The sequence below is a fragment of the Aequorivita sublithincola DSM 14238 genome (assembly GCF_000265385.1).
Lineage (GTDB): Bacteria > Bacteroidota > Bacteroidia > Flavobacteriales > Flavobacteriaceae > Aequorivita > Aequorivita sublithincola.
In genome coordinates this window covers 2,542,824-2,568,126 of the sequence record NC_018013.1, presented here as the reverse complement: position 1 = coordinate 2,568,126, position 25,303 = coordinate 2,542,824, and the positions used below count along the sequence as shown (strand labels likewise).

Sequence of the window (25,303 nt, the reverse complement as noted above, 5' to 3'; positions counted from 1 at the left end):
TTGAATTTAGGGATTAGGAATTGGGAATTAATTGGTAGAAGTATTCGTTTTTAAAATTTCCTTCGGAAAAAATCCAGTCCTTTTTAACGCCGCTTTTTTCGAAGCCAGCTTTTTCGAATAAATTTATGCTTCCTTGGTTATCTTCAGTAATTCCTGCAAAAATTTGATGCACGTTTAGATGTGTGAAAGCGTAATTACAGGTTAGATTTAATGCTTCTAATGCAAAACCTTTTCTTTTATCTTCCTCAGAAAAAATAACGATGCCCACTCCTACTCTTTTGTGCTTTGGATCAAAGTCGAATAAATCGATAAACCCTACCTGACTTTCATCTTCGTTTTTACAGATTACAAGTCTTAATTGCTTTACGTCGTAGATATCGCGATGGCTGTTACTCAAATATTTTTTCAAGATATATTTTGAAAAAGGTGTTGTAGTGTTACTTACTTCCCAAAGCTTTTCAAAATTTTCCAAATTATAAAGAAAATCCAAATCGGAAGGTTCTAAAGCGCGTAAAAATAATTGTTCTCCTTTTAGTGTTTTCATTTCCAAATTCCTTTAAAGACAAGGGTTGCTGGTCCTTCCAAATATACATCTTTATATGCTGAGTCATCTTTTTCAAAACGGACTTGTAATTGTCCGCCTGGTGTTTTAAGTGTTACCTTATTCTCAGAGGTTTTACCAGTTTCAAACATCGCGATTGCAACGGCAGTAACGCCAGTTCCGCAGGAAAGGGTTTCGTCTTCTACACCGCGTTCGTATGTTCTTACTGAAAATGTCGCGTCGTCTTGTTGTTCTACAAAATTCACGTTCGCGCCTTCTTTTCCGTAGATTTTATTGCGAATATTCCTTCCATTTGCAAAAACATCAAAATCCTGAAGTTGTGTAACCATTTGAACGTGATGTGGTGAACCTGTATTTAAAAAAGTGTGACTTTCAGAAACGTTTACTCTTTCAACATCGTTCATTTTTAGGGAAACCCAGTCTTTTTCAACTGTAGCTTCGTGCATTCCGTCCACCGCTTCAAAAGTTGTTTTTTCTGAAATAATTCCCAGAAATTTTGCAAAATGTGAAATGCATCTTCCACCATTTCCGCACATAGAGCTCAAATTGCCATCACTATTGTAATATACCATCCTGAAATCTGCAGAAGGATGGTTTTCTAGCAATAACAATCCATCTGCACCCACGCCAAAACGACGGTCGCAAATTTTGGCTACGAGTTCTGTATTTTCCTTCGGAAAAAAATTTTCCCGATTGTCGATTATTACAAAATCGTTGCCCGTGCCTTGATATTTATAAAAAGTGAATTCCATACGTGCGCAAAGATATAAAAAGCCGTAACAGGTTTCAGGATTGTTTTCACGTTAAATACAAGTTAAATACCACTTTATGGCATACTTTTTTAAGGCTATCGTTGTTAAATTTGTAGAAGTATTGAAATAATGTTTCTTCAAAAAAGTGTTTCCTTTCTCTGTTCTTCTCTGAAACGAAATGCTTAAAACACATTAAAAATGCAAAAATTGAGTACAACGTTTTTGAATTATTCTAAAGTATCATTAATTAAAATTTCAACACAATGAAACAAACAGTCCGTTTATTTCTGGTAGCATTGTTTGCCGGAGCAGTTACACTTGGAGGCTACAAGTATTTAGAAAAAAAAGAATTTACTTCTTTTGCCCCTCAACAAAACTCAAATTTTATACCCACTAGTTTTTCTTCGACGGGTGCTGAAATGAATACAGATTTCACCCAAGCCGCTGAAAAAACGGTGCACGCTGTGGTTCACGTAAAAAATACGACCGTCAGCAGAAAACCTTCAAATATTATGGAATATTTTCAAGGTGGCGGCCAACCTCGGGAAATGGTTGGTAGTGGGAGTGGCGTGATTATTTCGCCAGATGGTTATATAGTGACCAACAACCACGTTATTGCGAATGCTTCAAACCTTGAAGTTACCTTAAATAATAACAAAACGTACACCGCCAAATTGATTGGCACCGACCCAGCCACTGACATCGCTTTGATAAAAATTGACGGAGATGACGACTTCGCATTTATACCCTTTGGCGATTCAAACAATGTGAAAATTGGCGAATGGGTGCTTGCAGTGGGGAATCCTTTCAATTTAACTTCCACCGTAACCGCGGGAATTATTAGTGCGAAAGCGCGGGATTTAAACCAATTTGATGGCAACCCACAATCTTTTATCCAAACTGATGCAGCCGTAAACCGTGGAAATAGTGGCGGCGCTTTGGTAAACACCCGAGGCGAATTGATTGGTATTAATACTGCGATTACTTCGGAAACTGGAAGTTATGTGGGTTATTCCTTCGCAGTTCCTTCAAACAATGCCAGAAAAGTGATTGAAGACATTATGGAATACGGAAACGTGCAACGCGGAATTTTAGGGATTCAAGTAGGTAACATAAATCAGCAAGTTGTTGAAAAATACGGAATCAATGATACTGAAGGCGTTTTTGTTGGCGGAATTGAAAAAGGAAGCGGCGCAGATAAAGCTGGAATAAAAGAAGGCGACATCATCAAACAACTTGACGGATACAAAGTTTCAAAATTTGCAGATCTTTCAGGATATTTAGGCTCTAAGAGACCGAAAGATGTAGTTGAAGTTACCGTGCTTCGTGAAGGCAGCGAAAAGAAAATTCCCGTTACACTTGAAAAATTAGAGACATTTTCTATTGACGATTTGGGGCTGGAAGTAAAAAACACCTCTTCCGAAGAACTAAAACAACGTGGTCTTAAAAATGGTGTCACCGTTACTCGCGCTCTTACGCCAGATATGGCTCAGTATAAATTGGAAGGGATAATCATTACCAAAATTAACGATGAATCCGTTAAAGACACTGAAGATGTAAAAAGAATAATGTCGCAACGCGATTACCGCACACCTATAAAAATGACGTTTATGGATGGCGCAGGAAATATCAATTCATTTATATTTAGGTAGAAATTTTTCTTATCTATTTTTTAACCACGAATACACGAATGTTTTAAAACTTAAACAATCGTGTGTTTGTGGTTTAGTTTTTAAATATTCCCAAATATCTATTCGGTTCCTTTTTTTGCATCTAAGAAAGCACTTTAATTTTCATTATATATTTCATTACAAGGATGAAAAGGACTACTTTTGCACCAAATTTAAAACCCTTAAACATACTTCCTTATGAGTTTAGATGACGTTTATGAAAAAGAACTGTCTTTTCAAACTGACCGCCGTAAAGCTTCAGTAGAATTTATTAAAATCATTAGTGACCTTTGGTACGACAAGTCTATTGAATTGGTGCTTTTCCGCAACCAACTTATAGATCGCAACGTGAGTGAAATCTTAAACCTTCACGAATATGCAGGCGAATTTGTAAACAAACCAATCTCAATTTTCGACTCTGTTGAAATTGCGCAGGCTATCAAAACCTTAGATCTTCCACCAGCAAAGTTGGACATCGGTAAACTTACCTATGAGTTTCATTTAGAAGACGATAAATATTCAAACGCTTTGGCTTTTGTTTCAGATAAATTGAAAAACGCCAAAGAGGCAAAAACAGTAGTTCCTAAAGATGTAGTTCTTTATGGTTTTGGACGTATTGGGCGTTTATTGGCTCGTGAGCTTATGACCAGAACAGGACAGGGCAATCAGCTTCGTCTTCGCGCTATCGTGGTTCGCGGAAAAATGGACCAAACAGTTTTGGACAAAAGAGCATCCTTGCTACAGTATGATTCTGTTCACGGCGATTTCCCAGGAACTGTACGTACAGACATTGAAAATAGCGCATTGATTATTAACGGAACTACCGTTCATATAATTTCTGCAAACAATCCTGAAGATATTGATTACACGCAATACGGAATTGAAGATGCCTTGGTAATAGACAACACAGGCGCTTTCCGCGATGATAAAGAATTGAGCAGACATTTACAGTCTAAAGGCGCTTCAAAAGTATTGCTTACGGCTCCTGGAAAAGGGGTTCCAAACATCGTTCACGGTGTAAACCAAAACGATTACGACCCAAACACGGTTGATATTTTTTCAGCAGCATCCTGTACTACCAATGCCATCACTCCTATTTTGAAAGCAGTTGAAGACTCTTTTGGTGTAGTTCGTGGGCATTTGGAAACCATTCACGCATATACAAACGACCAGAATTTGGTAGATAATATGCACAGCAAATACCGTCGTGGTCGCGCTGCAGCTTTGAACATGGTTATTACTGAAACTGGCGCCGGAAGTGCCGTTGCAAAAGCATTGCCTGTTTTGGCTGGCAAACTTACGAGCAACGCAATTCGCGTTCCTGTTCCAAACGGTTCATTGGTAGTTTTGAGTCTTGAAGTTGCAAAACCAACTTCTATTGAAGACATTAACGCTACAATGAAAAAATATGCTTTGGAAGGCGATTTGGTTGAACAAATTAAATATTCCTTAAGCAATGAATTAGTTTCTAGTGACATTGTTGGCTCTTCTGCTCCAGCAATTTATGATAGCAATGCTACCATCGTAACAGAAGACGGCAAAAACATAGTACTTTATATTTGGTATGATAATGAATATGGTTATAGCCATCAAGTAATACGCTTGGCGAAATATATTGCACAAGTTAGAAGATTTACTTACTATTAATAATTGGTAATACTTCAATTATAGAAAATCCTGTCGCCAAAGCGGCGGGATTTTTTCTTTATATTTGAAAAGCATTATCCATTAAAATGTATCAATTATGAAATTCTCACTCAACCATCGCTTTTTAATTCTGTTTCTTTTTTCAGTTTTTACTTTTAGCTCCTGTTCCGAAGACGACATTGATGATCCCGTTGTAGATAAAATTTTTGTTGGAGATGTTCAATTACGTACACAACAAGAAGTTGAAACCTTTGGCAGTAATAAGTACACAGCAATAACTGGCAACTTAATCATTGGAGATCAAGTAATTATGAATGGCGAAATTTCTAACTTAAGCGTTCTAAACACCGTTACAAGTGTTGGAGGTATTTTACAAGTTATTAATAATGAAAATCTTCCAAAACTCACAGGATTAGAGAATATTAAAGAAGTAACAGGGCTCTTATCTATCTGGGATAATTATCTTCTTCAAAATTTGGAAGGGTTAAATGGTTTAACTACTATTTCGGCAACTTTAGAAATTTCAGGTAATATTTCTTTACTGAATTTAAATGGATTAGAAAATTTGGTAAGTTTAGATGGAGATTTTGCGATTGTAGGAAGTCCTTTATTAAAAAATATTAATGCGCTTCAAAATCTAAAAATTATAGGTCGTAGTTTATATATTAGTGAAAATGATGCCTTAGAAAATCTGGATGGTATTAGTGGATTAACAACTATACAAGAAGAGTTATGGATAAATTTTAATAAATCTCTTTTAAATATTGAAGGTCTAATTAATTTAACAAATATTGACCTTAATACACTACTTATTACTGATAACGAATCTTTAGTAAACCTTGAAGGATTAAACGATATAAAAACTTGCAAATATTTGACAGTTGCACAGAATAATTCATTAACTAATATAAATGCGCTTAGTAATATAACTACAGTTACCCAACTAAAAGTTTCTAAAAACAATTCTTTAAAAAATATAGATGGACTGAGTAATATTACTAATGTTGAAGAAGCTTTAACGATTGACTATAATCCTTTGTTGGAAACAATAAGTGGTTTACAATCCCTCCAAAGCGTTTTAGGAAGAATAAAAATTCAAAATAATGAGGCATTAATGAATCTCGACGGTTTAAGTAATCTTTCAATCGTTATAGATAATTTAATAATCAGTTCTAACAATGCCTTAACTGATTTTTGTGGATTAAAAAACTTACTATTAGGGAATGGATTAGAAGGTTCATACACTGTAAACTTTAACGCTTACAATCCAACAGTACAAGATATTAAAGACGGAAATTGCCGTTTATAATTCGTGAAAAATGAAAAAAATGAAAATGATCCTCCAATCCAGAATAGTATTAGCACTTGTTATTTTAGGCTTGGTTTCCTGCTCAAAAGAAAGTAATGATCCTAATCCTTTTGAAATAACGGTAACAACTACAAATTTCTCAAAAATGATGGACGAGAATCCAGTGAATGGACAAGTTATTGGCACTGTCTCTGGAAGTACAAGTTCAGGATCAGTTACATTTTTATTACTGGAACAAACTCCGGCAAATGCATTCACAATTAATGAAACTACGGGCGAATTGAAGGTGTTGAATGCAATTCTATTCGATTTTGAGAAAAATCCAACCATCACTGGAACTATAAAAGTATATAATGGAATTATTTCTAAAAACGCTTCGGTTACTATTAATTTGAATGATGTGGTTGAAGAAAATATATTTCAGGGAAATGTAGTGTTATCTTCTCAAGCAGAAGTTAATGATTTTGGAACCCACAATTATGTTGAAATTACTGGAGATTTAATAATTGGTAAATTACCAAATAGTGGCTATAGTGATATTACAGATTTATCACCTCTACTTACTTTAGAGCGTATTGGCGGACATCTTTATATTCAATACAATGAAATTTTAAACACTACAGCAGGTCTTAATAATCTTACTTCTTTGGGAAATGATCTCGCATTTATAGATAATGCATCATTGCTAAAAATTGAAGGATTTAATAATATAGCATCGGGAATTGTCGGGAATTTAATAATTAATTACAATCCTGTTTTAAACAATTTGGATGGAATCAATAATGTAACTACCGTTGGTGGACAGTTGTTTATAACCTCCAACGTGAAAATTCCAAACTTAGACTTTTTAGGCAATCTTGTTTCTATAGAAAGAACGCTTACTCTTTCAAATTTAGCAGATATTCAAAATTTTAATTCTTTAGCTAAACTTGAAACAATCAAGGAATTGATTGTGAATAACAATCCTTCTTTAAAAAATTTCGATGGCCTTCAGAACTTAAAAGAAAGCATAGAGTTTTTAAAAATTGGAAAAAATAATTCTTTAAAAAATTTAATAGGTCTTGAAAATATGAACGTTACTGGCAGTATTGTTATAAGTAATAATTCTCAATTAGTAAATTTAAATGGTCTTTTGAAAGTAACAACCTTGACCTCTTATTTAGAAATTAGTAACAACAGTTCTTTAACCGATTTAAGTGGTCTTAATAATTTGACGATTGTTGGGTATCCTATCAAAATTTCTCAAAATAATAATTTAATGAGTTTAAATGGTTTTGAGAATCTAACAGACGTGAAACATTTAGAAATTTCTACGAATAAAAATCTTACCGATCTATGTGCTATTCGAAATTTAGTCACCAATGGAAGCATAATCGGTTTATCAATTTTTAGCAACGCCTACAACCCAACAAAACAAGACATCATAGACGGCAATTGCAGTTTGTAATTTTTCAGAATAAACAAGACTAAAAAACAACTCGAATACAAAAAAACCACTGAAACTAATTGAGTTTTAAAACACAATTACAATGAAACTACTACTCACTAACATAAAAGAACTACTCCAAGTCCGCGAAAACTTCCCAACAAAACTCAGCGGAAAAGAAATGGCAGAACTCCCAACACTCAAAAACGCATGGTTATATATCAACCACGGAATTATTGAAGATTACGGAATTATGGCCAAAATGGGCCCACACCAAGGTTTCAAAACCATAGATTGCAGCGGAAAAACGGTTCTTCCCGCTTGGTGCGATAGCCACAGCCATATCGTTTACGCAGGCAATCGTGAGCAGGAATTTGTAGATAGAATCAACGGTCTTAGTTATCAAGAAATCGCCGAAAAAGGGGGTGGGATCGTAAACAGTGCAAAAAAACTACAAGAAACTTCGGAAGAAGATTTGTACCATCAATCTGCTGCACGCCTAGAAGAAGTAATGAAACTTGGCACTGGTGCAATAGAAATTAAAAGCGGCTACGGTCTCACTACAGATGCCGAACTGAAAATGCTCCGCGTTGCAAAAAAACTTGCTGAAGAATATCCTATTACCATTAAAACAACATTTTTAGGCGCGCACGCAATTCCCACGGAATACAAAGGAAATAAAGACGGTTATTTAGATTTGCTCTGCAACGAAATGCTTCCAAAAGTTGCTGAAGAAAGTTTAGCGGAATACATAGATATTTTCTGTGAAGAAGGTTATTTTTCTGTGGCAGATATGGATCGCGTTCTTTCTGAAGGAAAAAAATACAACCTCATCCCAAAAGTACACGTAAATCAATTCAACAGTATTGGCGGGATTGCCTCTGCCGTCAAGCACAAAGCCCTGAGCGTGGATCATTTGGAAGTTTTTACAGATGAAGACTTGGCAGCTTTAAAAAACAGCGAAACAATGCCTGTGGCACTTCCCTCCTGCTCATACTTTTTGAGTATTCCCTATACTCCAGGAAGAAAAATAATTGATGCCGGATTACCTTTGGCACTAGCCACAGATTACAATCCAGGTTCCACACCAAGTGGAAATATGAATTTTGTAGTTGCTACAGCCTGTATAAAAATGCGCTTAACTCCCGAAGAAGCAATAAATGCCGCAACCATCAACGGTGCATACGCAATGGGATTGAGCGAAACTCACGGCAGTATATGCAGAGGAAAAGTAGCAAATCTCATTATCACAAAACCAATTCCATCGTATGGTTATTTACCATACGCTTTTGGAAGTAATTTGATTGATTCAGTGATTATTGGCGGAAAAGAAGTGAAATGAGCCTACTGAAAATTTATTCTGAAAAAAATAGTACTTCCTTCCTAAAAAAGAGAGCTGGAGAAACCAAGTTTGGCGAAAAAGTGTCCTTTGTTAAATCGCTAGAAGATTTAAAAAACCATGCTGCAAAATATGTGCTTTTAGGAATACCCGAAGATATTGGCGTTCGGGCAAATTTTGGTAATCCCGGAACTTCAAAAGCTTGGGAAGCCGCGCTAGGAAGCCTTTTGAATATTCAGCATAATCATTTAACGAATGCTGAAAATGTAATTCTTTTAGGCGAAATTGATTGCGAAACCCAAATGAAGCAGGCCGAAAGTATTTCAAAAGAAGAAATTCATTATGCCGAAGAACTAGGCGGTTTGGTGAGTCAGATTGATGATAAAATTTCTTTAGTTATAAAAGCAATTGTTGAAGCTGGTAAGTTTCCCATTATCATTGGTGGCGGTCATAACAACAGTTTTGGAAATTTAAAAGGAACTTCGCAAGCATTAAAAAAACCCATAAACTGCATCAATTTTGATGCGCATACAGATTTCCGGAGTTTGGAACATCGTCATAGTGGCAACGGATTTTCGTATGCTTTTGTGGATGGTTTTTTGGCGAAATATTTCATCTTCGGACTTCATAGAAATTATTCTTCTGCAGCGGTTTTCAATTCAATGGAAAAAAATTCACACAGAGTAAACTTCAATCTTTTTGAAGATATTTCAGTAAACCAAAAACTGTCCTTTTCTGTAGCTTTAAAAGATGCTGAAAACTTCTGCTGCAACGAAAACTTCGGAATTGAGCTAGATATGGATGCAATTGAAATGATGGGAAGTAGCGCCATTTCGCCAAGTGGATTTTCTTTAAATGAAGCTCGACAATTTGTTTCCTATTTCACAAAAAACGAAAATGCTAGTTACCTTCATATTTGTGAAGGTTCGCCATCGGCGGGAGTGTTTCCGAATCAAGTTGGGAAGGCAATTACTTATTTAGTAAGTGATTCTATTTCATAAAATCTTAAAAATACCTTTCTAAACATTTCTTTCTTAGTATCTTCATTCAAAATTATTTTTTATGAAAGGTATTGCTCTTACCATTTTCTTTTCCGTTGCACTAATTAGTTGCAAAAACACAACAGAAAAAACCGAATCCGAGGCATCTGTAATAGCTCCTGCAACTGATTTGGATGATGAGGAAGTCGTAACAAATAAAGAACTCGCAATCAACCCTGTAGAACACGCATCAATGGTTCTGAACTGGGGCGAAACAACCATTTATGTTGATCCAGTAGGCGGAAAAGATCTATTTTCAAAATTCCGCGAGCCCGATCTTGTTTTGATTACTGACATTCACCGCGACCATATGGACATTCCAACGCTTGAATCTATTGTGGTAGCTAAAACAAAATTGATTGCTCCCAAAGCGGTCTTTGACAAATTACCAAAAAACCTACAAAGCAAATCGAAAGTAATGAGCAATGGCGAAAAAATTTCAGATTTTGACATTGCTTTTGAAGCCATACCAATGTATAATCTACGACCAGAAGCTTTAAAATTTCACGAAAAAGGAAGAGGAAATGGTTATGTGCTTGAGAAAAATGGTGAGCGAATCTATATTTCTAGCGACACAGAAGATATTCCAGAAATGCGCAATCTGAAAAATATTGATATCGCCTTTGTCTGTATGAATTTACCCTACACAATGACCGTTGAAAAAGCTGCAGAAGCAGTTTTGGCTTTCAAACCAAAAACCGTTTACCCTTATCACTATAGAGGAACGGAGGGTTTGAGCGATGTTTCAAAGTTTAAATCTCTGGTGGAAGCTGGAGATCCTAATATTAAGGTAATCCAATTGGATTGGTATCCAAAAAAATAATTACGACATTTACAATCAATGAATTATATAAAACGTCTTCAAAAAAACAAACTCTAAACCGTCCGTGATGAAAAACTACAAACTCCCCTTCAACTTAATTGTGCTTTCATTCTTTTCAGCACTTCTTTTTATAAATTGTAAAAACTCTTCAGAAGAAAAAGTAGCTGAAAAGGAAACTGGAAAAATGGAATATCCCGCAGAGTGGATGTACAACCAACGCGCCTATCCAAACAATTACATCAATAAGGATGCTTATAAGGAAGCTATTGCGCAGTCCAAACAGATTCTTGCCAACAGATCTCCAGAAGCTGCTGGAGAATGGACTTTTGTTGGTCCATTAAATACTGGTGGACGGATTACCGATGCGGCAATAGCTCCAGATAACGACGACCATCTCTATTTGGCGACTGCAACTGGCGGGATTTTTAGAAGCTACGATCGCGGCGTCAATTGGACTCCAATTTTTGACAACGAATCCAAACTTTCCATTGGCGATATTGCAATTGCGCAATCAAATCCACAAATAATTTATGCAGGAACCGGAGAAGCCAACGGAAGCGCAACAGACGGAGCCTATTTTGGCGATGGAATATACAAAAGTAATAATGCTGGAGATACATGGACAAACGTAGGCTTACCAGAAAGTAATCATATTGGCCGAATTGTAGTTGATCCTACAAATCCAGACCGCGTTTTTGTAGCAGCAACGGGACAGCTCTACGGAAAAAACAACGAGCGTGGAGTTTATAGAACCACAAACGGCGGCACAAACTGGGAACAAGTTCTTTTTGTAACCGACTCTACAGCCGCAATAGATGTAGCAATGAATGTATCCAACACAAACATTATTTATGCTGCAATGTGGGAACGCACCCGCAAACCTTGGGAACGCGATTATGGCGGACTATCTTCAGCAATTCATCGTTCTATGGATGGTGGAACTACTTGGTCTGAATTAGGAACTGCCAACGGATTACCTGCTCCAAATGCACAAACTGGAAGAATTGGTATTGCAGTTTCAGAATCAGATCCTGCTACTGTTTATGCACGTTTTACAACAAATCAAATCACTAATGAATTCGACGGGCTTTATAAGTCTACTAATAATGGTGACAATTGGACTTTAGTAACTTCAGCCGGAGCACTGAGCGGAATAGATGCTAATTTTGGTTGGTATTTTGGCAATGTTCGGGTAAACCCTACAAATTCTTCCGAAGTTTATATTATAGGTTTTGATATAGCAAAATCTACTAATAGCGGTTCGTCCTGGAGCACCTTGGGCGGAATGCACGTTGACCATCATGCATTGGATTTTTCTAGAACAAACAGCAATTTTATGCTCGCCGGAAATGATGGTGGCGCCTATTTTTCTGAAAATGGCGGAAATAGTTGGACGCATTTTGAAAATCTTCCTATTACTCAATTTTATAATATTGAAGTTGATTATCAGCACCCAGAAAGACTTTATGGTGGAACCCAAGATAACAACACCATTCGCACATTAACGGGCGGTTTGAGCGATTGGCAATCAATTATTGGTGGTGATGGATTTCACGTAAATGTGGATCCAATTGATAATAAATATGTTTATGCGGAATCACAATACGGAAACCTAAGACGGTCAACCAACGGCGGAAATTCTTTTCAAAATGGAACGAATGGAATTAATGGTAGCGACCGTGTAAACTGGAATACTCCCGTAATTCTTTCGCCTTTTAGTCCAGAAAAAATGTTTTATGGTAGCAATAAACTATACACATCTACTCGCGCAGTTTCTTGGACAGCCATTAGCCCAGATTTAACGGATGGTCTTCACCCAAGTGGTTCTTTGGCTTTTGGAACACTTACTGCGATTGCAGCTTCATATAATAATCTTGATGTAATTTACACAGGAAGTGACGATGGGAACGTAAACGTAACCTTTGACGGCGGCGCAACTTGGACGGACGTAAGCGCTGGTTTGCCTGATCAATACATCACTTCCATCGCGATGGTGCCGAGTGATGATATGATTGCTTACGTAGCTGTTTCGGGCTTTAAATATTTGGATTATACTCCGCATATTTTCAAAACGACCGATGGCGGACAGAATTGGACAGATATTTCATCAAACTTACCAAACATTCCTGTGAATGATATTATTACCTATCCAGCAGAAAATATTCTTTTCGTTGCAACTGATCTAAACGTTTGGTATTCCAAAGACGATGGGGCGAATTGGACAATCTTAGGAAATAATCTTCCTCTTACTGTCGTGATGGATTTAAAATTCCACGAACCTACCAAAACACTTTTTGCAGGAACTTTCGGAAGAGCAATGCACAGTTATGATGTAAGCGATATTTTAGATATTGGCGAAAATGAATTGGCTTCAAATTCAATTAAAATTTATCCGAATCCAGCGACTTCAGAATTTACTATTTCGCAAAGTCTTTCTTCGGAAGGAACGGTTCAATTGTTTGATATTTCAGGAAAAAAGATAAAGGATTTGTTCAGTGGAAATTTCAGTAACGATAAAAATATTATTGTAAAAACTGAAGGGATTCCCGCGGGAGTTTATTTAGTAAAAGTAAATCTTGGCAATCAATCTATAACCAAAAAACTTATTATCGCAAGATAAATACACTTATGAAAGCCATTCACATTACAAAATCCGGTGGACCCGAAGTGTTGCAAATCAAGGAATCACCTCGGCCAAAACCACAGAAAAGCGAGGTTCTTATTAAGGTAAAAGCAGCAGGAGTTAATCGGAGCGATGTTATAACGCGCAAAAATACGAGTACATACGGCAAAGAAATTAATGGAACAATAATTCCAGGGCTGGAAGTTTCAGGAGAAATTATAGAAATTGGCGAGGACGTTTCAGATAAAAAAATTGGTGATAAAGTCTGCGCACTCATCACAAGGGGCGGCTATGCTGAATATGTTGCCGTAGAAAGCTCGCACTGCCTTACTATACCTGAAGGAATAAGTCTCACGGATGCAGCTGCACTTCCTGAAACCGTTTTCACTGTTTGGTTTAATGTATTTCAGTTGGGTAAACTTCAGCCAGGTGAAAAACTGCTAATTCACGGTGGCACTAGTGGCATTGGCACTATGGGTTTGCAAATGGCAAAAGCAATGGGTTCAAAAATTTATACCACCGCAGGAACGGACAAGAAAGTTGATTTTCTAAATAATATGGATCTTGGAAGTGTAATAAACTACAAAAAAGAAGCTTTTGAGGATGTTTTAAAAGACGAGAAAATTGATGTCATTTTAGATATGGTGGGTGGAGACTATACTCAAAAAAATCTCGAAATCCTGAACACAAAAGGACGCCTCATTAATATAAATGGAATGAAAAGTAATGAGGTAAATATAAACCTGCGCACCATTATGGCAAAAAATCTAATCCTAACCGGAAGTTTTCTAAAACCTCAATCAGCGCAAGTAAAGACACAAATTGCCAAAGAAGTTGAAAAAAACATTTGGCCACTTTTTCATTCAGAAAAAATACGACCTATTATTTATAAAAAATTCCCTTTGGAAGATGCTTCAGAAGCACATAAATTAATGGAAAGCAGCGAGCACATCGGGAAAATTTTATTAACGATGGATTAGTCTATTTTAAGTTATAGTAGAAAAAAAATTTGGCATTTTAATCTTCTCTAAATTAGAGAAACTAAAATGCCAAATAGCTTTAAGATCGAAAAAAAGTACTTTGTTAAAAATACATTTTATTGTTTTTCACAAACTATACCCCAAACCGGCAGCGCTTCTTTCGAAGTATTTATCTTAACAGTTTGGTTGTCTAAAACTTTAAAATATGAAGCATCTCCATATTGGGAATCAAAAATTGCGGCAAGTGAAAATTTAGGATTTTTAAAGCTCAGTATTTTCCAATCGCCATCATTTGTATAGGTCCCTTTGGTATCAATGTTGGTAGATTTTCCATCATCGTCATCTTCAGAAGCAAATACTTTCATGTTGAATTTGAAAGTATTGTTTTCGAAAAGCTGAAGATGTATTGAACCCATATCATTTCCTAGACTTTTGTAAGCCATGTTAACACCTTCAAGGGTGGTTACGTTATCAGTTTTATTTTTTTCAGAATTAACCAATGTTTTTTTACTTCCGCAGGAAGAAACTATGATTAATAAAGATAAAATTGCAATATTTTTCCACATAATTTAACGTATCAATTTTTTGTATTTAATTCGTTTTGGCATTAAATCTCCGCCCAAACGTTTCTTTTTATTTTCTTCATACTCGCTAAAACCTCCTTCAAAATAATATACTTCACTATTGCCTTCAAAAGCAAGAATGTGTGTACAAATTCTGTCTAAAAACCAACGGTCGTGGCTAATAACAACTGCACAACCTGCGAAGTTTTCAAGACCTTCTTCCAAAGCACGAAGCGTGTTTACGTCCAAATCGTTTGTTGGCTCATCCAATAAAAGCACGTTTCCTTCTTCTTTTAAAGTCATCGCCAAATGCAAACGATTTCGTTCCCCACCCGAAAGCATAGAAACTTTTTTGTTCTGCTCACTTCCGCTGAAATTAAATCGACTTAAATATGCGCGTGAATTAACTTGACGACCTCCCATCATAATCAATTCCTGGCTATCGCTGAAGTTTTCCCAAATAGTTTTATCAGGATTAATATTTGAATGTGCTTGGTCAACGTAGGCTATTTGGGCAGTTTCACCCATTTCAAAAGTTCCTTTATCAGGTGCTTCTTCACCCATAATCATTTTGAAAATGGTGGTTTTACCAGCACCATTTGGTCCAATAATTCCAACAATTCCTGCTTGCGGAAGTTTGAAATTCAAATCTTCATAAAGTAGTTTATCTCCAAATGCCTTTGAAACGCCTTTGGCTTCAATAACATTGGTTCCCAAACGTGGTCCATTCGGAATGTATATTTCCAGCTTTTCGTCCAATTGTTTTTGGTCTTGGCTTAAAAGTTTGTCGTAATTCTGTAAACGCGCCTTTTGTTTTGTTTGACGACCTTTCGCACCTTGACGAACCCATTCCAACTCTCGCTCTAATGTCTTTTGACGTTTTCCAGCTATTTTGGATTCTTGTGCTAATCTTTTCGATTTTTGATCTAACCAAGAAGAATAATTCCCTTTCCAAGGAATGCCTTCTCCCCTGTCCAATTCCAAAATCCAACCTGCCACATTATCTAGAAAATATCTATCGTGGGTTACAGCAATCACGGTTCCTTTATATTCGGAAAGGTGGTGTTCCAACCAATGAACACTTTCAGCATCCAAGTGGTTTGTTGGCTCATCTAATAATAGTACGTCTGGTTCTTTTAGAAGAAGTCTACAAAGTGCAACACGACGTTTTTCTCCTCCTGAAAGAACGCTAATAAGTTTATCAGGTTCTGGAGTTCGCAAGGCATCCATAGCTATTTCTAGTTTAGTGTCAAGTTCCCAAGCGTTTGTGGCATCAATTTTATCTTGAAGTTTCGCTTGTTTTTCCATAAGTTCATCCATCTTTGCTGGATTTTCATAAACTTCTGGCAAGCCGAACATATCGTTTATCTTGTTGTATTCATCAAGAATATCAACCACTTCCTGTACGCCTTCTTTTACAACTTCAAGAACTGTTTTAGTTTCGTCCAACTTTGGCTCCTGTTCTAGATAACCAACTGTATATCCCGGAGCGAAAACCACATCACCTTGATAGTTTTTTTCTTCGCCTGCAATGATTCGCAATAACGTGGATTTACCACTTCCGTTAAGACCGAGAATACCAATTTTGGCACCGTAGAAGAAGCTTAAATATATATTTTTAAGTACTGGAGTCTGGGCATTCTGATAGGTTTTAGTCAACCCAGACATTGAGAAAATTACTTTTTTATCGTCGGACATTTTATGTGGTAATTTGTGAGTTTGTGAATCTATTAGTTTGTGAGGAAGCCAAATAAATCATATTTATATGTGATTAATGGCAGTTATCTTGCTCATACCCTGCCTTTTAATGCGTTAAAAACCCAAGCGATAGCGAAGAAACCAATGCCTACGGCGGCAAAACCCCAACCTGCAACATCGTCATATCGGAAAGCTCCCAAGGCAATCAGGACTACGCCAACAACCATCATTATAAAAGTGGCCCAAGCCAGTACAGTATTTTTATTCATTCCCATAGTCTAATATTCTTTAGTTGATTTTACGGTGCAAATTTAAGTGCAAAAACAAATATCGGCAATATATAATGGATTTTCGTTAACAAAATGTCATAGTTTTTTGACGGGTGTTAGGTGACGGGTGACGGAAGTCGTATGCCCTTGATATGGTTGACTTATAACTTTAAACTTAAAACTTTGAACTTTAAACTTAAAACTTTGTTGCATTTCGTATTTTAGCCTAAATATATATTTTCAATGGATTTAAACTTTAACAAAAACGAAGATCACAATAAACTTTTAGTTTCCGATTTGCGAAACAGACTGGCCAAAGTAAAACTTGGCGGAGGTCAGAAAAGAATTGACAAACAGCATTCTCAAGGCAAATTAACGGCCCGTGAACGCATTGCATATTTGCTCGACGAAAAGAAACCGAGTATAGAAATCGGCGCTTTTGCTGGCGACGGAATGTATGAAGAACACGGCGGCGCACCAGGTGGCGGCGTGGTTGTGAAAATTGGTTATGTGAAAGGAAAGCAATGTATTGTTGTTGCTAATGATGCCACTGTAAAAGCAGGCGCTTGGTTTCCTATTACTGCGAAAAAAAATCTTCGTGCGCAGGAAATTTCAATTGAAAACCGTTTGCCAATTATTTATTTGGTGGATAGTGCTGGAGTTTACCTTCCTATGCAAGACGAAATTTTCCCCGATAAGGAACACTTCGGAAGAATTTTTAGAAATAACGCCGTGATGAGCAGTATGGGAATCACCCAAATTGCCGCCGTTATGGGCAGTTGTGTTGCTGGTGGTGCATATCTACCAATTATGAGTGATGAAGCTTTAATCGTTGATAAAACCGGAAGTATTTTCCTTGCAGGAAGCTATCTAGTAAAAGCAGCAATAGGTGAAACCATCGATAACGAAACACTTGGCGGCGCAACAACTCATTGCGAAGTAAGTGGCGTTACGGATTACAAAGCAAAGGACGATAAAGATGCACTCGACAAAATAAAAAATATTATTTCTAAAATTGGAGATTATGACAAAGCTGGCTTCAACCGTGAAAAAGCTTTAAAGCCAAAAGAAAAACAAGATGACATATACGGAATTCTGCCAAAGTCTAGAGCCGAACAATACGATATGCGTGAAATTATAAAACGCCTCGTTGACGATAGTGATTTTGAAGAATACAAGGAAGGATATGGACAAACAATCTTAACAGGTTACGCTCGTATTGACGGTTGGGCTGTGGGAATTGTAGCTAATCAACGTACTTTGGTAAAAACCACAAAGGCAAAAACCAAACCTAGCGAAATGCAGTTTGGCGGAGTTATATATAGCGACAGTGCGGACAAAGCCACTCGTTTTATAGCAAATTGTAATCAAAAGAAAATTCCACTTGTCTTTTTGCAAGATGTTACTGGATTTATGGTGGGCAGTAAAAGCGAGCACGGCGGAATTATAAAAGACGGTGCTAAAATGGTGAATGCCGTTAGTAACAGTGTGGTTCCAAAATTCACAGTTATACTAGGAAACAGTTACGGTGCAGGTAATTATGCAATGTGTGGAAAAGCTTACGACCCACGATTAATTGTAGCTTGGCCAAGTGCTGAACTTGCCGTAATGAGCGGAAACAGCGCTGCCAAAGTTTTGCTTCAAATAGAAACTGCTTCGCTTAAAAAGAAAGGTGAAACAATCACTCCCGAAGTTGAAAAAGCAATGTTCGAAGAAATTAAAGCGCGCTACGACAGGCAAATTTCCCCTTATTACGCAGCTTCTAGAATTTGGACTGATGCAGTAATTGATCCTTTGGACACTAGAAAATGGATTTCTATGGGTATTGAAGCCGCTAATCACGCACCTATTGAAAAGCCATTTAATATGGGGGTTATTCAGGTTTAAAATCATCCAAATCAATAAATAACAAAGTATTGGATAATAGCTATCTGTCAACAATAAAGGTTTTACTCGTTATACCCTGTTATAATGAAGAATTCAGGTTAAAATCGGAAGCATTTTTACAATTCGGAAAGGACAACCCAAATGTGCATTTTCTATTTGTAAATGACGGAAGTCAAGATCAGACGATAAAAGTGATTGAAGAGCTTTCTAAGAAAATGCAACACTTTTCTTTTCTTTCTCTTGAAAAAAATGTTGGCAAAGCTGAAGCTATAAGAAGTGGCGTACTAGCAAACAAAGGCAATACAGAAAATTATGAGTTTATAGGTTATTTGGACGCAGATCTGTCCGTTCCACTTGCTGAAATATCTGATTTTTTAAGCATTCTTCAAAAAAATAAAAACATCAAATTTTTGATGGGTGCTAGACTTGCGCGTTTGGGAGCGAATATTAAGCGGAAAAAAAGAAGACATTATTTAGGAAGAATTTTCGCAACATTTGTAAGTTCCTTACTCAATGAGCCTGTGTACGACACCCAATGCGGAATTAAATTAATTCATAAATCTGTGGTTTTTGAGCTTTTCAAAGAAGAGTTTATAAGTAAATGGCTTTTTGATGTAGAATTGCTTTTTAGATGGAAAGCGTACTTCCCAAATAATGTAAATATGATTTACGAACATCCATTATCTAAATGGACTGATATTCCTGGTTCAAAATTAAAACTAGGGAATTTTTTATACGCTCCGATTGAGTTGTTTATAATTTGGAATAAATATAGGAAACTTTAATAGGAAACTTTTCAGCAATATTATATTCTATAAAAAGCATGGAAAAAGATACACCTTCAATTACCCCAAAATCATTTTTAAGAACTTTTAAACTTATTCATACCGCCTTGACCGCTGGAGTGCTAGTGTTTGGTGTAATGATGTTTTTACAAACCAAAAACCAACAATTGAATTTGAATTATACTGGCGATGTAATGTATTTTGTAGTTCCATTTATGGCCGTTGCAGGAATATTGGCGGGCAATTATCTTTACGGAAATATGCTTAAAGGATTAGCCTCAATGAAAACGTTAAGGGAAAAACTCAACGGTTTTCAATCTGCTTCCGTCATAAGGTATGCGCTTTTAGAAGGCCCCGCTTTCTTGGGAATTGTGGCATTTATGAATGAAGGGAATCAGTACTACTTAATTTTTTCCGTACTACTTCTAGGCTGGCTCATTATGCAAAGACCTACTAAAGACAAAGTTGAAAGCGATTTAAAGTTGGAAGGAAGTTTAAAATATGAATTTCAACAAGGAGACCACCCTTTAGTTTAAAGTTGGGCTTTGAGAAATTTCTGAAAAACTAATTTCCGAAAAGAGTTTTCAATACTTCCGCCCGTTTTATTTTACCAGTTTCAGTGTAATGAAATTTAGACAAAGTGTAGATTTTTCGAGGTTTTTCGAAATTAGAAATGTTTTGGAATGCTTCGTAAAAGTTTTCTAGCGATATATTTTCATCCGTTTCAACAATTAAAATTACTTGTTCTCCTAAAGCATCATCTTTTTCTGAAGCGATAAAAAATTGCTGATTTATGTGTTGAGAAAGCTTTTCTTCAACTGTTTCGGGATGCACTTTTACGCCGCCAGTATTTATCACATTATCAATTCTTCCTAAAAACTTGAATGAAGTTGAAGAAATTAATTCAACTACATCATTGGTAACAACCATTTCTTCCGAGATTTCTGAAGCGTGAATCTGCAAACAACCATTTTCAGTTTGTGAAAAATTCACTTTCGGAAGTGCCGAAAAAACAACAGATTTACCAACTCCATTAACAGGTCGAACCGCGATATGACTGATGGTTTCAGTCATTCCGTAGGTTGCAAAAACTTGCGTTTTGATTTTTTGTAGTTGTTCCTCCAACTTCCACGGAATTGCTCCTCCACCAACAATAAGTTTTTTCACATTATGTAAATCTGATAAAGAATGAAAAACTTGGTATGGAACCATTGCCGTAAAATCAAAATCGTCGTTAGCATTTTCCAAAGGATTCTTATCTGGCGCCCCCGTGTGTAAATCCCAACCCCCCGTCATTGCACGGACTAACATCATCTTTCCAGCAATATATTCTGAAGGAAGGCATAGTAATGCTTTAGTTTCTTCCTTTAAATCGAAGTAAGTTGTCGTAGCTTCTGCACTGTTAAAAACGTGGTTTTTTTGAAGTTTAATTTCTTTTGGAACTCCTGTAGAACCTGAGGTTTTTACAGTAATGAAATCATTTTCATCTAACCATTCAGAAATAAATTTCCCAATGGTGGTTTCATCATTCTTCCCTTTTTCGCATAGAAATTTCGCATGTTTCTTTAACGCTTCCGAAGAAGAAAAAGCCTCGCTGTTTAATTTAAAATTTGGATGCAACAACTGTTTCACTATTCAATAAATGTTGAATTCGGATTGTTTTCTTCTACAATAACAACTGGTTCTTCCACTTTCCCAAAGAGTTTCCCACCCCAATCACACCATTTGTAGCGCCAAGCCATAAGGAGTAAGAAAATTGGATATAGAATTAGCACCGGAGCAATTACATCAAATCCTGCAGAAGGATCTGAAATATCTTTAAGAACTGAATTAGTCTTAAAAACGGTCCAATCCGCAGTTACCAAAAGCGCCGTAATCAAGTTATTTCCAGCGTGGAAACCTAGCGCTAGTTCCATTCCTTCGTCCATCAAAGTCATTATTCCTAAGAAAAAACCTGTACCTATGTAATAAATCATTATTATGTTTCCAAACTTATCCACCTCTGGATTAGCGAGGTGCAGTCCACCAAAAACTACTGATGTAATAATTAAAGGCAACCATTTATTTTTTGCCATTACACCAATTCCTTGCATTAAATAACCCCTAAAGAGATATTCCTCAAAACTTGTTTGCAATGGAATCATAATTACAGCAATAACCGCTAGAATTACAAAAGGAACCAAATCGAATTGCAAAACGTAATCTTCTGGATTGCTATAATAATCTAAACCAGTTACCACAAGTGTGGTTATTGTTATAAGTCCAAAACCGAAAAAAATACGGCCCCAATCGGTTTTTTTTCGTGAGGTTGTTAGTTCAACAAATGGTTGTCTATGAAGGTAGCGAACCACAAAATAAACGCCTAATAAACCAACTGCAAAACTGAGCAACATCAAAAACAGCGTGAGGTTAGAATCCAAAACTGTCATCATTACATTCGGATCTTGAATGGATTCTATGTCTCCACCATCAGCCATCACTTTAAACATAACTGCCATAAGTAATGGAATAGACCCAAACTGACTAGCAAGAAAAATTACAATAAAACCTACTAGATAGCGCCACCATTCGTGCAGGGATTTAAAGGCTTGTTTTATGTACATTTTTTGATTTTAGTTATGAGATAAAATTTAAAACTGAAAATTCCAATTAGCATTTTGATTATAATGTAGTGCTCCATTGGAAACTCTCAGTGGACTTTCAATATTATTTGTGTAAAGGCTACCCGTGCCCAAACCTTGCGGCAATTTACTGTTTTTTGTGAAGGTATATTGCGAAATAGCACTCAAACCTACATTGCTTTCCAAGGCCGAAGTAATCCACCAACCGGCATTGTGCTTTTCTGCGAGGTTTATCCACCTATCGCTTCCGCGAAAACCGCCAATTAACGAGGGTTTTAAGATGATGAATTGTGGTTTTATAGTGTTGAGCAAGTTGTTTTTTTCTTCTTCTGAAAAAACGCCGATAAGTTCCTCATCCAATGCTATTGCAAGTGGCGTTTCTTCACAAAGTCGCGCCATTTCTTGCCATTGTCCTTGTTTTATGGGTTGTTCTATGGAATGAAGTTGTAAATCTGAAAGTACTTTCAATTTCTCTAGCGCTTCTTTGGGTGAAAAAGCACCGTTTGCATCTGCGCGTAATTCTACTTCTGAAGCTGAAAATTCTTTGCGTATTGATTTTAAAAGCTCCAATTCGGTTTTGAAATCAATCGCGCCGATCTTCATTTTGATGCAAGTGAAACCTTGTTTCAGTTTTTCTGAAATCTGTTCCTTCATAAAAACTTTATCACCCATCCAAACCAAACCATTTATTGGGATTGAAGCTTCGCCACGCGTAAATTCCGAAGAAAAAATTTCAAACGGGTTTTTTGAATTTAAAGATTTGAAGGCGGTTTCCAAGCCAAACTGAATTGATGGAAATTCTTGTAAGGCTTCGTATAAATTTGCTTCATTTACGCCTAAATCAATATTCTCGCATACTCCTTTCAACTCTTCTTCATATTCTGGAAGATCATCTATGCTCAGTCCGCGAAGCAAGCCACACTCTCCCACTCCAAAACTTTCTTCGTTTTTAAGAACAAGAAAATACGTTTCTTTCGTGTTCAAAACCCCTCGAGAAGTTCCGCTGGGACGTTTGAAGATTAGGATATGTTTTTGAAATTCAGCTTTCATTTTTTTCTCACAAAGACGCAAAGTTGCTGTATTCTGTTTGGCACGCGATAAATCGCGAGCCTACAAATTGATTGTTTATTTATAGTTCAATAGACTCTCCTATTTCTAATAACATCAAATCCTTATTGGCATCATAAAACTTACGCTTTGCTTCTTCGTGGTCAATTTCTATATAACCGAACGTATCATAATGTACGCCTAGCACTTTATCGCACTGCACAAAATCGCTGGCAATAATCGCGTCGTCTATTCCCATAGTAAAGTTATCGCCGATGGGAAGAATCGCCAAATCCAGTTTTGTATGCATTGGGATTAATTTCATATCCATCGTTAAGGCAGTATCGCCTGCAATGTAGATGTTTTTGTGTTCGCCTTCAATTACAAAACCGCCAGGCTGGCCGCCGTAACTGCCATCAGGAAAACTGCTGGTGTGAATGGCGTTTACAAACTTCACCTTTCCAAACTCAAACTTCCAGCTTCCACCGTGATTCATTGGATGAACCTCAATGCCTTTTGCTTCATAATGATTTGCAATTTCAAAATTGCTAACAATAATAGCACCAGTTCTTCTCGCTATTCTTGCAGCATCTAAGGTATGATCTTGATGTGCGTGCGTTAGCAGAATATAATCGGCTTTCAGACTGTCAACGTCTATTTTGTCTTTTGCCAAGTCATTTCCGGAAATGAAAGGATCTACTATAATGTGTTTTCCTTTTATTTCAATACCGAGGCAATTTTGACCGTAGAATGTAATTTTCATAGCTTTTTTTTATTACATAAATATACTAAACAAGATTGCAAACAAAAAAGTGCTCAAGGCAACCTTTTTCAATTCTGCATCTAACAATTTAGGTTCTTTATTTTTGAATACTGTTTTAATGTTTAATAAGAACGGAACAAAAGCAATGAGATATACAAATTGCAATGGCTCAACATAGTTTAGGAATGTGAATAAAACAGCGCTCAACATCCCAAAAATTAATAGAAAAGTGTGATATCGTTTTGACTTTTCACTTCCCAATTTTACAACTAACGTGTTTTTTCCGGCAGCCGCGTCATTTTCGATATCGCGCATATTGTTAAGATTTAATACAGCAGCACTAAAACATCCAATTGCAATTGCCGGTAAAATGAGTTGCCAATTGATGAAATGTGTAAATAAATAATAACTTCCCAAAACACTTACCAATCCAAAAAACAGAAACACGAAAACATCGCCCAAGCCAGAGTAGCCGTATGCTTTTTTACCAACAGTATATTTTACGGCGGCAATTATTGAAACAATAGCAAGATTGAAAAATATAAATGAAATTATAAGACTTTCATTTCCAAAAGCCATAAAGATTAAAATTGAAGCTAGAATGAAAGTGATGATTCCTATAATGAACATCCCGATTTTCATTTCTTTGGGTGAAATAATTCCCGAAGCGACCATTCGTTTTTCTCCGTGTCTTATAGTATCGGTTCCACGGATGCCATCGCCATAATCGTTTGCGAAATTTGAAAGTACTTGGAAGCCAACAGTAACGAATATTGCCAACCAGAAAAGACCAGATTGCCAAACAGATGAACCTCCAAAACCGAAAGCCAAAGGTCTTTCAATTAGCGAATGCTCATTGCCAAAAGACGCTCCCACAATAATCCCCGAAACCGAAAGCGGTAATGTTCGCAATCTAGCCGCGGCAAACCAAGCTGTAATTTTTTTCATTCAAGATTTCTTTGAAGCTGCAAAAATACATTTAAAAAAGGGCTGTTCCAATTTTTTGAAAATCGGTTATTTTTTAATTTGAAAGTTTAGTTTTATTATATTCGTTTTTTAAAATTTTCAAAATATAAATAATTATGAACAACACATCTAGTCATAACTTAGGATTACTATTACTTCGCATAGGTTTTGGTGGAATGATGCTAACTCACGGAATACCAAAACTGTTGAAATTGCTTTCTGGCGATTTATCTTTTGGCGATCCTATTGGTATTGGAGCTACCGCATCCTTAATTTTGGTCAATATGGGTGAAGTTCTTTTTCCTATACTTGTTATTGTTGGATTCAAAACTCGATTAACTTCAATTCCCGTAATAATTACAATGGCAGTTGCTGCTTTTATAGTTCATGCCGCTGATCCTTTGGGAACAAAAGAAAAAGCAATACTGTTTTTAGTCGGCTTTCTTGCAATTGCGTTTTTGGGTCCTGGAAAGTATTCGGTTGATAGGAAATAAGTTTTTAGTTGGCAGTTGCAGTTGGCAGTACAAATTGTA

At 36.5% G+C, this 25,303-nt stretch carries 23 protein-coding genes; 13 read left to right on the top strand and 10 right to left on the bottom strand.

All coding sequences use genetic code 11. From position 1 onward, the window contains the following. Positions 1–13 precede the first annotated feature (13 nt). Positions 14–544 carry a GNAT family N-acetyltransferase gene (locus tag AEQSU_RS11760; protein WP_014783080.1) on the bottom strand — a complete coding sequence of 177 codons (531 nt, stop codon included), beginning with the start codon at positions 542–544 and terminating at the stop codon, positions 14–16. After that, positions 541–1,314 (bottom strand): diaminopimelate epimerase, encoded by a 774-nt coding sequence (gene dapF, locus AEQSU_RS11755; RefSeq protein WP_014783079.1) that lies wholly within the window; start codon positions 1,312–1,314, stop codon positions 541–543. The genes AEQSU_RS11760 and dapF overlap by 4 nt, the downstream gene beginning before the upstream one ends. A 263-nt stretch (positions 1,315–1,577) precedes the next feature. On the opposite strand from dapF, the gene AEQSU_RS11750 reads away from it, so the two are divergent. From AEQSU_RS11750 to AEQSU_RS11710, 9 genes are all read left to right on the top strand, one after another. Then, entirely contained in the window at positions 1,578–2,966 is a 1,389-nt protein-coding gene (locus tag AEQSU_RS11750; RefSeq protein WP_014783078.1) for a trypsin-like peptidase domain-containing protein, read from the top strand. 216 nt (positions 2,967–3,182) lie between these two features. Beyond that, the gene (locus AEQSU_RS11745) at positions 3,183–4,631 is read left to right on the top strand and encodes a glyceraldehyde-3-phosphate dehydrogenase (protein ID WP_014783077.1); all 1,449 of its coding nucleotides are present in this window, start codon (positions 3,183–3,185) and stop codon (positions 4,629–4,631) included. Positions 4,632–4,728: 97 nt separating this feature from the next. Next, on the top strand, positions 4,729–5,940 hold the full coding sequence (locus AEQSU_RS11740) for a hypothetical protein (RefSeq protein WP_014783076.1): 1,212 nt from the start codon (positions 4,729–4,731) through the stop codon (positions 5,938–5,940). 19 nt (positions 5,941–5,959) lie between these two features. Then, the gene (locus AEQSU_RS11735; RefSeq protein WP_014783075.1) at positions 5,960–7,387 is read left to right on the top strand and encodes a cadherin repeat domain-containing protein; all 1,428 of its coding nucleotides are present in this window, start codon (positions 5,960–5,962) and stop codon (positions 7,385–7,387) included. An 82-nt stretch (positions 7,388–7,469) separates the two neighbouring features. After that, positions 7,470–8,708: an imidazolonepropionase gene (gene hutI, locus AEQSU_RS11730; protein ID WP_014783074.1), complete on the top strand. Its 1,239-nt coding sequence runs from the start codon at positions 7,470–7,472 to the stop codon at positions 8,706–8,708. Further along, the gene (locus AEQSU_RS11725; protein WP_014783073.1) at positions 8,705–9,706 is read left to right on the top strand and encodes a formimidoylglutamase; all 1,002 of its coding nucleotides are present in this window, start codon (positions 8,705–8,707) and stop codon (positions 9,704–9,706) included. The genes hutI and AEQSU_RS11725 overlap by 4 nt, the downstream gene beginning before the upstream one ends. A 61-nt stretch (positions 9,707–9,767) precedes the next feature. Then, positions 9,768–10,568: an MBL fold metallo-hydrolase gene (locus AEQSU_RS11720; RefSeq protein WP_014783072.1), complete on the top strand. Its 801-nt coding sequence runs from the start codon at positions 9,768–9,770 to the stop codon at positions 10,566–10,568. A gap of 67 nt (positions 10,569–10,635) precedes the next feature. Next, positions 10,636–13,188, top strand: a complete 2,553-nt coding sequence (locus tag AEQSU_RS11715) for a T9SS type A sorting domain-containing protein (protein ID WP_014783071.1) — start codon at positions 10,636–10,638, stop codon at positions 13,186–13,188. Positions 13,189–13,196: 8 nt separating this feature from the next. Beyond that, positions 13,197–14,171, top strand: coding sequence for an NAD(P)H-quinone oxidoreductase (locus tag AEQSU_RS11710; protein WP_014783070.1), 975 nt, complete (start codon positions 13,197–13,199; stop codon positions 14,169–14,171). 116 nt (positions 14,172–14,287) lie between these two features. Here AEQSU_RS11710 and AEQSU_RS11705 read toward each other — a convergent pair whose 3' ends face one another. The 3 genes from AEQSU_RS11705 to AEQSU_RS11695 all read right to left on the bottom strand — a co-directional run bounded on the left by AEQSU_RS11705 (position 14,288) and on the right by AEQSU_RS11695 (position 16,707). Then, positions 14,288–14,737: a hypothetical protein gene (locus tag AEQSU_RS11705; RefSeq protein ID WP_014783069.1), complete on the bottom strand. Its 450-nt coding sequence runs from the start codon at positions 14,735–14,737 to the stop codon at positions 14,288–14,290. 3 nt (positions 14,738–14,740) lie between these two features. Further along, complete coding sequence (gene ettA, locus AEQSU_RS11700) at positions 14,741–16,432, bottom strand: energy-dependent translational throttle protein EttA (protein WP_014783068.1); 1,692 nt, start codon at positions 16,430–16,432, stop codon at positions 14,741–14,743. Positions 16,433–16,524: 92 nt separating this feature from the next. Then, positions 16,525–16,707, bottom strand: coding sequence for a CAL67264 family membrane protein (locus AEQSU_RS11695; protein WP_014783067.1), 183 nt, complete (start codon positions 16,705–16,707; stop codon positions 16,525–16,527). Between the two features lie 237 nt (positions 16,708–16,944). Here AEQSU_RS11695 and AEQSU_RS11690 point away from each other — a divergent pair, with 237 nt between their 5' ends. The 3 genes from AEQSU_RS11690 to AEQSU_RS11680 are packed head-to-tail and all read left to right on the top strand — an operon-like array spanning position 16,945 to position 19,909. Then, positions 16,945–18,588 carry an acyl-CoA carboxylase subunit beta gene (locus AEQSU_RS11690; RefSeq protein WP_014783066.1) on the top strand — a complete coding sequence of 548 codons (1,644 nt, stop codon included), beginning with the start codon at positions 16,945–16,947 and terminating at the stop codon, positions 18,586–18,588. A gap of 29 nt (positions 18,589–18,617) precedes the next feature. Further along, positions 18,618–19,373 carry a glycosyltransferase gene (locus tag AEQSU_RS11685; protein WP_014783065.1) on the top strand — a complete coding sequence of 252 codons (756 nt, stop codon included), beginning with the start codon at positions 18,618–18,620 and terminating at the stop codon, positions 19,371–19,373. A 38-nt stretch (positions 19,374–19,411) separates the two neighbouring features. Then, positions 19,412–19,909: a hypothetical protein gene (locus AEQSU_RS11680; RefSeq protein ID WP_014783064.1), complete on the top strand. Its 498-nt coding sequence runs from the start codon at positions 19,412–19,414 to the stop codon at positions 19,907–19,909. A 28-nt stretch (positions 19,910–19,937) separates the two neighbouring features. Here the strand turns inward: AEQSU_RS11680 and AEQSU_RS11675 are convergent, their stop codons facing one another. The 5 genes from AEQSU_RS11675 to menA all read right to left on the bottom strand — a co-directional run bounded on the left by AEQSU_RS11675 (position 19,938) and on the right by menA (position 24,752). Continuing rightward, positions 19,938–21,005, bottom strand: a complete 1,068-nt coding sequence (locus AEQSU_RS11675) for an AMP-binding protein (RefSeq protein WP_014783063.1) — start codon at positions 21,003–21,005, stop codon at positions 19,938–19,940. Beyond that, complete coding sequence (locus AEQSU_RS11670) at positions 21,005–21,976, bottom strand: CPBP family intramembrane glutamic endopeptidase (protein ID WP_014783062.1); 972 nt, start codon at positions 21,974–21,976, stop codon at positions 21,005–21,007. The genes AEQSU_RS11675 and AEQSU_RS11670 overlap by 1 nt, the downstream gene beginning before the upstream one ends. A gap of 27 nt (positions 21,977–22,003) precedes the next feature. Then, positions 22,004–23,044, bottom strand: coding sequence for an o-succinylbenzoate synthase (locus tag AEQSU_RS11665; protein WP_014783061.1), 1,041 nt, complete (start codon positions 23,042–23,044; stop codon positions 22,004–22,006). 79 nt (positions 23,045–23,123) lie between these two features. Next, a complete protein-coding gene (locus AEQSU_RS11660; RefSeq protein WP_014783060.1) occupies positions 23,124–23,804 on the bottom strand; it encodes a metal-dependent hydrolase in 681 nt (226 codons plus the stop codon). Positions 23,805–23,816: 12 nt separating this feature from the next. Beyond that, a complete protein-coding gene (menA, locus tag AEQSU_RS11655) occupies positions 23,817–24,752 on the bottom strand; it encodes a 1,4-dihydroxy-2-naphthoate octaprenyltransferase (protein ID WP_014783059.1) in 936 nt (311 codons plus the stop codon). Between the two features lie 134 nt (positions 24,753–24,886). Here menA and AEQSU_RS11650 point away from each other — a divergent pair, with 134 nt between their 5' ends. Next, positions 24,887–25,264, top strand: coding sequence for a DoxX family protein (locus AEQSU_RS11650; protein WP_014783058.1), 378 nt, complete (start codon positions 24,887–24,889; stop codon positions 25,262–25,264). Positions 25,265–25,303: the final 39 nt, after the last annotated feature.

Excerpts from the sequence above, each read along its gene's own strand:
- AEQSU_RS11760 (WP_014783080.1), bottom strand. The coding sequence starts at position 544 with ATGAAAACACTAAAAGGAGAACAATTATTTTTACGCGCTTTAGAACCT.
- dapF (WP_014783079.1), bottom strand. The coding sequence starts at position 1,314 with ATGGAATTCACTTTTTATAAATATCAAGGCACGGGCAACGATTTTGTA.
- AEQSU_RS11750 (WP_014783078.1), top strand. The coding sequence starts at position 1,578 with ATGAAACAAACAGTCCGTTTATTTCTGGTAGCATTGTTTGCCGGAGCA.
- AEQSU_RS11745 (WP_014783077.1), top strand. The coding sequence starts at position 3,183 with ATGAGTTTAGATGACGTTTATGAAAAAGAACTGTCTTTTCAAACTGAC.
- AEQSU_RS11740 (WP_014783076.1), top strand. The coding sequence starts at position 4,729 with ATGAAATTCTCACTCAACCATCGCTTTTTAATTCTGTTTCTTTTTTCA.
- AEQSU_RS11735 (WP_014783075.1), top strand. The coding sequence starts at position 5,960 with ATGAAAATGATCCTCCAATCCAGAATAGTATTAGCACTTGTTATTTTA.
- hutI (WP_014783074.1), top strand. The coding sequence starts at position 7,470 with ATGAAACTACTACTCACTAACATAAAAGAACTACTCCAAGTCCGCGAA.
- AEQSU_RS11725 (WP_014783073.1), top strand. The coding sequence starts at position 8,705 with ATGAGCCTACTGAAAATTTATTCTGAAAAAAATAGTACTTCCTTCCTA.
- AEQSU_RS11720 (WP_014783072.1), top strand. The coding sequence starts at position 9,768 with ATGAAAGGTATTGCTCTTACCATTTTCTTTTCCGTTGCACTAATTAGT.
- AEQSU_RS11715 (WP_014783071.1), top strand. The coding sequence starts at position 10,636 with ATGAAAAACTACAAACTCCCCTTCAACTTAATTGTGCTTTCATTCTTT.
- AEQSU_RS11710 (WP_014783070.1), top strand. The coding sequence starts at position 13,197 with ATGAAAGCCATTCACATTACAAAATCCGGTGGACCCGAAGTGTTGCAA.
- AEQSU_RS11705 (WP_014783069.1), bottom strand. The coding sequence starts at position 14,737 with ATGTGGAAAAATATTGCAATTTTATCTTTATTAATCATAGTTTCTTCC.
- ettA (WP_014783068.1), bottom strand. The coding sequence starts at position 16,432 with ATGTCCGACGATAAAAAAGTAATTTTCTCAATGTCTGGGTTGACTAAA.
- AEQSU_RS11695 (WP_014783067.1), bottom strand. The coding sequence starts at position 16,707 with ATGGGAATGAATAAAAATACTGTACTGGCTTGGGCCACTTTTATAATG.
- AEQSU_RS11690 (WP_014783066.1), top strand. The coding sequence starts at position 16,945 with ATGGATTTAAACTTTAACAAAAACGAAGATCACAATAAACTTTTAGTT.
- AEQSU_RS11680 (WP_014783064.1), top strand. The coding sequence starts at position 19,412 with ATGGAAAAAGATACACCTTCAATTACCCCAAAATCATTTTTAAGAACT.
- AEQSU_RS11670 (WP_014783062.1), bottom strand. The coding sequence starts at position 21,976 with ATGTACATAAAACAAGCCTTTAAATCCCTGCACGAATGGTGGCGCTAT.
- AEQSU_RS11665 (WP_014783061.1), bottom strand. The coding sequence starts at position 23,044 with ATGAAAGCTGAATTTCAAAAACATATCCTAATCTTCAAACGTCCCAGC.
- AEQSU_RS11660 (WP_014783060.1), bottom strand. The coding sequence starts at position 23,804 with ATGAAAATTACATTCTACGGTCAAAATTGCCTCGGTATTGAAATAAAA.
- menA (WP_014783059.1), bottom strand. The coding sequence starts at position 24,752 with ATGAAAAAAATTACAGCTTGGTTTGCCGCGGCTAGATTGCGAACATTA.
- AEQSU_RS11650 (WP_014783058.1), top strand. The coding sequence starts at position 24,887 with ATGAACAACACATCTAGTCATAACTTAGGATTACTATTACTTCGCATA.